The organism is Phormidium pseudopriestleyi FRX01, assembly GCF_017313335.1.
In the GTDB taxonomy this organism is placed as follows: Bacteria; Cyanobacteriota; Cyanobacteriia; order Cyanobacteriales; family Laspinemataceae; genus Laspinema; species Laspinema pseudopriestleyi.
On record NZ_JAFLQW010000290.1, the window covers coordinates 1 to 9,293 of the forward strand.

At 45.3% G+C, this 9,293-nt stretch carries 7 protein-coding genes; 3 read left to right on the top strand and 4 right to left on the bottom strand.

From position 1 onward, the window contains the following. The 4 genes from J0895_RS10890 to J0895_RS10905 form a co-directional block, all read right to left on the bottom strand. Positions 1 to 1,464 (bottom strand): filamentous hemagglutinin N-terminal domain-containing protein (locus tag J0895_RS10890; protein WP_207088120.1); only part of this gene is annotated, 1,464 nt, incomplete at its 3' end. 120 nt (positions 1,465 to 1,584) lie between these two features. Next, positions 1,585 to 2,289, bottom strand: a complete 705-nt coding sequence (locus J0895_RS10895) for a DUF928 domain-containing protein (RefSeq protein WP_207088121.1) — start codon at positions 2,287 to 2,289, stop codon at positions 1,585 to 1,587. A 268-nt stretch (positions 2,290 to 2,557) separates the two neighbouring features. After that, positions 2,558 to 4,516 (bottom strand): CHASE2 domain-containing protein, encoded by a 1,959-nt coding sequence (locus J0895_RS10900; RefSeq protein WP_242541203.1) that lies wholly within the window; start codon positions 4,514 to 4,516, stop codon positions 2,558 to 2,560. Positions 4,517 to 4,611: 95 nt separating this feature from the next. Beyond that, on the bottom strand, positions 4,612 to 5,325 hold the full coding sequence (locus J0895_RS10905) for a glycosyltransferase family 2 protein (RefSeq protein WP_242541204.1): 714 nt from the start codon (positions 5,323 to 5,325) through the stop codon (positions 4,612 to 4,614). An 85-nt stretch (positions 5,326 to 5,410) separates the two neighbouring features. Between J0895_RS10905 and J0895_RS10910 the strand changes: the two genes are divergently transcribed. The 3 genes from J0895_RS10910 (at position 5,411) to J0895_RS10920 (ending at position 9,276) form a co-directional block, all read left to right on the top strand. Continuing rightward, entirely contained in the window at positions 5,411 to 5,944 is a 534-nt protein-coding gene (locus J0895_RS10910; RefSeq protein WP_207088122.1) for an SDR family NAD(P)-dependent oxidoreductase, read from the top strand. Then, positions 5,941 to 8,211, top strand: coding sequence for a tetratricopeptide repeat protein (locus J0895_RS10915; protein ID WP_207088123.1), 2,271 nt, complete (start codon positions 5,941 to 5,943; stop codon positions 8,209 to 8,211). Before J0895_RS10910 ends, J0895_RS10915 begins: the two co-directional genes overlap by 4 nt. A gap of 168 nt (positions 8,212 to 8,379) precedes the next feature. Then, a complete protein-coding gene (locus J0895_RS10920) occupies positions 8,380 to 9,276 on the top strand; it encodes a HEAT repeat domain-containing protein (RefSeq protein WP_207088124.1) in 897 nt (298 codons plus the stop codon). The last annotated feature ends 17 nt before the right edge of the window (positions 9,277 to 9,293 follow it).

Consider the following 9,293-nt stretch of genomic DNA (forward strand, 5'->3'; position numbering starts at 1 on the left):
GGCTCCATCGGTGAGGGTTAACTGAGCGGTTTCTATAGTGAGGTTCCCCGCATTCCCTTGACCCAAGGTGGATGTGGTGATGATAGCTTCATCGCTGAGGGTTAGCTGAGGAGTTTCTACTGTGAGGTTGCCTGCATTGCCAATCGCTTCTTCTAGCGCGACTACAGTCCCTAAACTGCTAGAACTTCCAGATTCATCGACTCCGCTCAATTTCACGAATTCAGTGGCACGAACGGTCATATCTCCAGAATTGCCTTTTCCAAAACTAAAAGAACTAATGCTAGATCCATTGGTGAGAGTTAACTGAGCGGTTTCTACGGTAAGATTACCTGCATTATTGCTGGCCCCTACATCCACGCCAGTTCCTACACCACTCGCAAGACCCAAAGGGTTAGAACCGCTTAATTCTATTCTTTCAGTGGTGCGAATTGTCAGATTTTGACCCGGTTGGTTTCCTTCGGTGAAGGAGAGGATGGCTGACCCTTCTGTGAGGGAGAGGTTTCGGGATTGGATGTGGACTCGACCGGACCCTTCTCCTGATGCATCTAAGGAGGCGGAGGCGTTGAGATGAATGTCTCGGAAATCTGTCACCTCTGAATATCCTAGGTCCCAGCCATTATCTGTGGGGTTGAGACTGATGGTGTTATTATCTCCAACGCTGCCGAGTTCAATTCGTCCGCCTCTTGAGGTGAGGTTGCCTCCGTTTACCTCAATGTCGGCACTGACTAGGGCTAAGGTTTGCTCTTGTACTCCTAAACCGATGGGGCGATTTTCTCTGAGGAGTAATTGGGAATCTGGGTCTTGAGAAATATTATTTCCGGGGCCTTCAACGACAATTTTACCTGGGTTGGCTCCCATTTGCAAGCCAACGGGGATGCTGACGGTGAGTAAGGGTGGGGTTTCACTGGGTAAGGTGCTGAACGCTGTCCCGTCGGCAAAGTTAATCCGATTAGCGGTGGAGGCTAAAAATGAGCCACCGATGTTTAGTTGAGCGTTGGGTCCGAAAACGATGCCATTGGGATTGAGCAAAAATAAATTGGCGAACCCGTTAGCACGAATTAATCCATCAATATTAGAAATGGAGTTGCCGGTAACCCGACTGAAGATATTTTGAATATCCAGACTGTTGTTAAAAAATGCTTCCCTGCCGGTGGGGAGAGAAAATTCTTGGAAGCTGTGGAATAAATTCCCCCCCGATTGGGTTCCTCCGTCAATCTGGTTGATGTTTCCCTGGGGGGTAACGGTGGAATTCACGGGTAGTGTGGCATCGGGGATGATTTGAGCTTGAATGTGGGGAATTCCATTAAAGCAACTCAACAGAAAGCTGCCCGAAAATAAGACAACGGTTTGGCTAAGATGCTTTAAGGTTGAGTTCTGTTTTATAGAAATTTGTCCGGGGAGGAGGTTAAAAAGTTTCTCCATCCCTTTCGATTGGACTGGCAGTGCCTCGTTATGTTCGTTCATAAACCCTGATTGATAATGGAGGTAGATTGGAGGAAAAAATAATGGAGTGAGTCGGTTTTGGCGATTTGAACTGAAATTTTAGGGTGGGGAATCTGAGGGAGGGATTTTCCGGTTATAATCCTAACCTCCAGAAGCATCTACCGGGGTATTTTCTATCCCGATTACTGTAATCGGTATCTCGTTAGTCCAGTTAGCAATCTCGGACAAACCGGCTGATTCTAATAGGATTTTCCACTCTTCGATTAAAGTGGGGTCATTGGGCTGTTCTCGGCGTAGTTCGGCTAAGGTGGCGATCGCCTCATGCCACATCCCCGATTGAGCATATAATTTAGAACGAGTCAGTGCGTCGGTTGTTTCTAAATCTGTGTTCAAAAGAGGATTTTGTTCGATTCTATGACTCCAGGCTAGACTCTCAACATTCTTAGCCAGATTATCGGGTTCACAAATTAGAGAAAAATACCAAACATAATTTTTACCAGGTTCTAGTTTAACCTGATCAGATAGCCCCCTCAAACTGGTGATTTCTTCTTGACCTGAAATTGGGAAAATTACCCGATAAATATCATTTTCTTGTTCATCTTTTAACACAAATTCAGCACTTCGGGCTACGGTTTGGGGAATATAAACCAAAAATTCCGGTGATTCCAGTCCGGTAGCCCCAAAAAATTTATCGGATTGTGACGATACCTTGGGCATCAAGACTGTTAAGAATGGATCGGTCCTATTTTCATCATTATCTGCATCGCATCTTCCCCCACGGGTTCCTCCCCCGACGGTGGGAGGTGCGCCTAAACCTTTAGGTGGGACATATTGGGCAATCTCCATTCCTGAACCTTGCCAGGACTCTCCTAAACTGAATGAAGCTGCTGTTTCAATTGGGCTGGATGTAAAGCCAAATGTCGCTACACTTGTTATTAAAATGGGAAAAATTGCTGGGATAAGTGATAATTTTCCCTGATTCATGATAGAGACCCTTCCTTTGCAAATGACAACCCTTTCAAGCAATGCTGAACAAGCCCTTTATAACTGAAGAATCAGTTTTGGAGTCAATTTTGTAATATAACTTCACAATCCCCGGGTCTGATTAGCTGATTCACTCTCCAAAAACTTGATAAACATTAACTGCTTCTTTGCGCCCTTTTAGCAAAACCCGGTCAAACCGTTTAGTAGAAAAACTTTTAGGAAGCAAGTGATAAGTGTCTTCGGAAATTAAAATTCGGCATATTCCGCCCTCAATAGATTTATCATGGCTTTCCAATCGGGAGGCAATATTGACGGTATCGCCAATGATAGTATAATCCTGACGCCGATCGCTTCCTAAACTGCCCACAACAAGGGGACCCGTAGCAATTCCCACACGCATCCCCACGGTGGGTTTTCCGGCTAGTTTCCATTGCTGATTAAGGGTCTGGAGTGCTGCTGCCATTTTTAATGCACAATTGACGGCTTTTTGAGCATCTGAGGCGATTTCTTCATCGCTGGTGGCAGGGATAGGAACACCAAAAACTGCCATGACTGCATCGCCAATAAATTTATCGATCGCCCCGTCGGATTCTAGGACCACTTGCGCCATGACTCTCATATATTCATTCAGCCAAGACATGAGAACTTTAGGCGGCATTCCTTCAGCAATGGTGCTAAATCCTTTTAAATCTGTAAATAAAACGGTAGCTACAAGTTCTTGGGCTTCCAGTTGTCCTTCTTTGAGGATTTTTTGGCGATCGCGCCAGATTGCTTGGGCAATTTTTGGGGTAACGTGGCGTTCAAATAACCGCATGACGGTTTCTCGTTCTTCCCGCTCAATTTTGCCAATATAAGCCGTAATTGCCCCTGCTGAAACAGTTAACCCTAACAGGGCAGGAACTACGGGAATCCACCATCCGACTAGGAAGGCTAGAAATGCACTTCCAAGGCATAAAGTAGCGGAAATAACAACAGTGATTCCCGTCCAAGATAGATAATAATAGGTGTGTTTGCTGGGAATATATCGTCCTAAAGCTGCTAAAACTCCCCCAATCCAGGCGGCTAAGAAAATCACTCCGATTTCTAAAGGTTGAGACCAAACTTTAATCAAAGGTCGATTATCCAAGGCAGCACTAATCAACTGACTGGTTAAGTTTGCATGAATTTCTATCCCTGACATCCGTCGAGGTGCATCGGTTAGCTTGTTATCATAAGGGGTATGAAAATAATCTTGCAAGCTAACAGCAGTTGACCCAATTAAGACAATGCGATCGCGGGCAAAATCCTCGGAAATACGATTTTCTAAAACATCAGTTAGGGAGACGATTTCAAAAGTTTCTTGCGGTCCCCTAAAGTTGATTAAAATTTGATAGCCTTGGTCATAGGTGCGGATATAGCCTCCATCATTGCTTCTAAATCGCTTGAATACTGCTTCACCGAGTTGCAAATAATCTGGATTAACTTCAGAGTTTTTCGGGATAATTCCTTCCGGTTTCAGATATAAAAATGCTAAATTTACGGCCAAACTGGGAAACACTTCCTCATCAGAGTTTTCTAAAAACAGGATGCCTCGTCGCATGGTGCTATCCGGGTCTAAAATGAGATTATTCGCTCCAATTTGACCTCGACTGCTCAGGGTGGGCGGCGGATTTACAGACCATATTCTATCCCCTTCACTGACTTTTTTTACCCCGATTAAATTGGGTGTTGTTTCAAACACTCCTACCAGTTTTTGATGCCCCGGTTCTACAGGTAAATCTCGATAAATATCTAAACCGATCGCCCTAGGTTCTTGAACTTTTAAAGTGCTAATTAAATCCGCAATTACCCCATCAGGAATCGGCCATTGTCCGACGTTCTGAATATCAGTTTCAGAAATTCCCACAATCACAATTCTGTCATCTGTTCCTTCTAGGGGACGCAGGCGAAAAAACCAATCCAGGGTTCTCCATTCCATCCATTGTAAGGCTCCTGTTAAGCGCAGGAGGACCAATAAACTGGCAATGGTGGTTGCCCCGAGAAACACCCCTCCCCATTCTTCACGCAGTCGCGGTATCCATTTTTTCCACATAGTTGAACCCTTATCCATTTTAGCAGTTTCACTCTGATATTTAAACCACAGATTACACAGATTTACACAGAGATTTTATCAGTGAAAATCTGTGTAATCTGTGGTTTATTTTCTTAATCATACAAGGTTTGATGCTTATTCCTGAAGTATCGAATTAATTTGGCTTGGTTTTCGGGAATTAGACAGCGAGTGACCATTGAGTTGGCACGCACGCGATAGTTAAATAAGATTTCGGGGATATGATAAAATTCCCATCCTTTTTCTAAGGCACTTAGCCACAAATCCCAGTCTTCAAAGCCTAATTTATCGGGGATGTTGGGGTCGTATCCGCCGCAGTCTTGCCAGAGGGTTTTTCTGAAGATGGCACAGGCATCGATATAGTTACCTTGCAATAATCGAGTGTGGTCAAAGTCGGGGACTTGCCAAATTCCGGTGCGATCGCCCATGAATTCCACATCTCCATAAACCACTCCCACCCGAGGAAATTGGTCTAAAATTTCTATGCCTTTGGAAATATAGTCAGGTTTTATTTTATTATCGGCATCTAAGGGTAAAATATACTCTGTTTGGGCTAGTTTTATGCCGACATTACGGGCAGTCGCTAACCCTTGATTGGGTTGATGGATGATGGAATATCCCTGGTTTTGCAAATAATCTAGCACTTCTAAGGTTAAGGGTTCGGTTGAGCCATCATTGACGATAATTAGTTCAAAATTAGCCTCAAAACAGTCCTCGACGCTGGCGATCGCATCTAGCAGATATTCCCCTTGATTGTAACAAGGAATAATAACTGAGAGGGCAACTTCATCCGGTTGTCTGGTGCTCATGGTTATTGCTTGGATAGGGATTGTCACAGGTTACCCAATTTTGCTACAATACCGAAAGTAATCAATAGCATAACCTGAGTCTAAAGTGGATGCCAAGTTGTCGGATAATCATAAACCTTTGACGGGTAAAGTGGCAGTAGTGACGGGGGCGAGTCGTGGTGCAGGGCGAGGGATTGCCCTGGTTTTGGGTGAGGCGGGGGCGACTGTCTATGTGACGGGACGGAGTGTGAGAGGGCAAGGAACAACGGATAATCTGCCAGGGACGATTGAGGAGACGGCAGAATTGGTGACGGCGCGAGGTGGGGTGGGGATTCCGGTGCGTTGTGATATGACGAAGGATGAGGAGGTGGCGGCATTATTTAGCCGGATACAAAGTGATAGGCAGTTGGATATTTTGGTGAATAATGCTTGGGGAGGGTATGAAGGCTATGATGGCAATACCTGGGCGGATGGAACGGAGTTTTTTGCGCCGTTTTGGGAGCAATCAGCACTAGGAACGGACCCGAATGTGCTAAAACTTTCAGGAACAGTGCTGACGGTAGGGGATTTGGCAGTGGAATATGGGTTTACAGATATTGATGGCAGGCAAATCGCGGCATTTCGTCTGGAGGATATGTGAGTTCTGAACTAGATATCCTCTTAGCGGATGCTTTCACATTGTATGAGTCGGGTTCTTTAACCCTGGCGGAACAAAAGTTCTGCCAAGTGTTAGGGATTGATTCGACTCATCCGCAAGCGTGGCATGGGTTGGGAATGGTGTACTATTGCCAAGGACGATATGAAGATGCCCTGGATCATCTGGAACAGTCTCTCCAGTTAGATAATTCTCAGGCAATTTTCCATTATAGCATGGGTTTGGTATTAGCAAAACTGGGTTATTTAGCTGATGCGACTGCCGCTTATCACCGCGCCATTGCCCTCGAACCCAGCTATTTAGATGCCTACTCTCAGTTAGGAAATGTCAGTATAGAAATAGGAGATTTCACCCAAGCACAAACTGCTTATCATCAAAGAATTGCGCTCAGTCCAGATTGGCAGAGTTATGTGAGTTTAGGACGTTTATTTATCGCCCAACAACGGATTGATGAGGCAATATTCGCTTATAAAACAGCCCTAGAACTCCATCCTCGTCATCCCGATATTCTCTACGCCCTTGGGATTGCTTTTGTCGCGAAAAATCACCCGGATTCTAGTCTTTATTTTGGATTTGCTGCCTATCGTAAACAAGATTACGAAAGCGCAATTCCCCATTATCAACAGTTTCAAAATGCCCAACCTGGGGAGATTGATTTTTATCTCGCCCTTGCCGATTGCTATCAACATTTGAATCAGTGGGAAGAAGCCATTTCGACTTATCGCCAAGGTATTGCCCTGCATCAAGAAGCAGTCGAACTTTATTTATCTTTTATTCTCGCCTTACAAAGTTGTGGTAAAATTGAAGAGGCGCGGCAAGTTGCCGATGAGGGGTTAGAAGTTTTGCCCGATCGCTTATCCCTGAAATTGGAAAAAATTCGGCTTTTTCCAGTTTTGTATCAAAATTCAGAAGAACTGGAGTTTTATCGCAACCGATTTATTACAGAATTAGATAATTTGACTACAAATTGCTCTTTAAAGACAGAATTCTTTCAAAAACAGGCATTAAATGCTACGGCAGTCAATACTAATTTTTACCTCCAGTATCAAGGGGAAAATGATTTAGAATTGCAGCAAAAATATGGACAATTTGTGCATCAAGTGATGGCGGCCAATTATCCGCAGTGGGTAGAACCGTTACTGATGCCAACCCTGGATTCTGGGGAACGAATTAGAATCGGCTATATTTCTGCTTGTTTGCAGTGGCATACCGTGGGAATGGTGTTTTCCGGGTGGTTGGAACATCGTAACCGTGATGAGTTTGAGGTGTATTGTTATGATGTCGGACGACAAGGCGATCGCCTGACTGACTGGTTCCGAATTAATAGCGACTACTTTTATTCCATTCCGGATGATATTCCAGGAGTTTGTCAGCAAATCCAACAGGATAGTTTGCATATTCTGGTCTTTTTGGATATTGGAATGTATGCGCCAATGACTCAACTGGCGAGTTTACGGTTGGCGCCGGTTCAATCTGTCGCTTGGGGACATCCAATTACCTCCGGTTTACCCACTCTTGATTATTTTATTTCCAGTGATTTGATGGAACCGGAAAATGCTCAAATGCATTATTCAGAACAACTGATTCGGTTACCTAATTTAGGAATTTATTTCCCCAAACCAACGATTCCTGAATTGAATAAAAATCGGGCTGATTATGGCATTTTTGATGATGCAGTGATGTATTTATCCTGTCAATCTTTGTTTAAATATTTGCCAAAATATGATATAATATTCCCAAGAATTTGCGAACAAGTGGCAACCGCCAAACTGGTATTTATTGGTCACAAAAACACGCCGATTACAGCACAATTTTGCCAGCGACTAGAGGCGGCCTTTGCTCAGTTGGGGTTAGATTATCATGATTTTTGTATAATCTTGCCAAGACAGAGCAAACGAGACTATTGGAACCTCCTATCAATGGCAGATATCGGGTTAGATACGTTTGAGTTTACGGGATTTTTAACGACCTTAGAAGCAGTTGCGGTAAATTTGCCCATTGTCACTCATCTCGGCCCCTTTATGCGGGGTCGTCAATCAGCGGGAATTTTAACCCGATTGGGGGTCACGGAAACCATCGCCCAAACTGTGGAAGATTATATTAAAATAGCCGTTAGATTGGGATTAAACCGGGAGTGGAGAGAGGCGATCGCCGCCAAAATTAACGAGGGCCATCAGTGGTTATACGAGGACAACACCGGAATCAAAGCATTAGAAGACTTTTATCGAGGGATGGTGAAGGAAAAAGGATAAACAAGGAAACATGGACAACCATATCTACCTCCACCCCATCCACTAATGACAAATGACCAATGACAAACGACAAATGACAAATCCCTGAAACAGAACCCATTTCCCTGCCGTCCCATAATCAAATAATTCGGTGCATCCCAAATTATTTCAACTCTTGAGAGAAACCAAATGTTCGCACCCAAACTCGCATTATTGACCCTTTCGGCGATCGTACTGTCGATCGCCCAAGTTCACGCGCATAATACAGTAGATCTGGAAATCGGAACCTACTTAGAACAATTCAAAACCGAAAAAGGAGCCAACCGTCGAGAAGCAGTCAAAGGATTGCGGCAGATTGGGACTCCCGCAGTTCCCCTACTGATGACAGCATTGCAAGATGCCGATGTAGGAGTCCGAGGAGGTGCCGCATTTGCCTTGGGTTCGATGGGTTCTGATGCAGAATCCGCCATTCCGAACCTGATTGCTGCCTTAAATGACTCAGAAGAGTCAGTGCGTCTGGATGCTGCCGTGGCACTTAGACGAATTGGCACCCCTGCAGTGGAGGAACTCGCGACTGCCTTGCAACACCCGCAGATAGAAGTGCGTCGGGGTGCTGCCTTTGCCTTAGCGGGAATTGGTGCAACCGCAGAACCGGCGATCGCCCCCTTAATCAACGCCTTACAGGATCCAGATGAACGCCTCGCCTGGAATGCTGCCGTTGCCTTGCGCGCAGTCGGGGCCCCGGCAGTCCCCGCCCTCAACCAGGCCCTGATGGATGAAAATCCGCAAGTCCGAAGTTCCGCTGCCTTCGCCTTGGGAAACCCCGCTTCCCCCACTGCTGCAAATCTTTCTCCGGTGGCACAATCGGAGGATGAAGAAGTCCCAGAAATTTGCCGAATGTTGCCGAATCCCTTGTCCCCAGATTTTAATATCTGTGAAGCAATGCCGATGCGGGAACGTCCCCAGGAGTTGCGTCAGAATGGGGATGAAGTGAATCCCAATCCCTGTGGATTTTCGCCCAATCCCTGCGAAGCGACACCGAGTCAGATTGACTCCTCTACCACCCCAACTCGCCGCCTGATGTAATTCCCCTGGAATTCCCC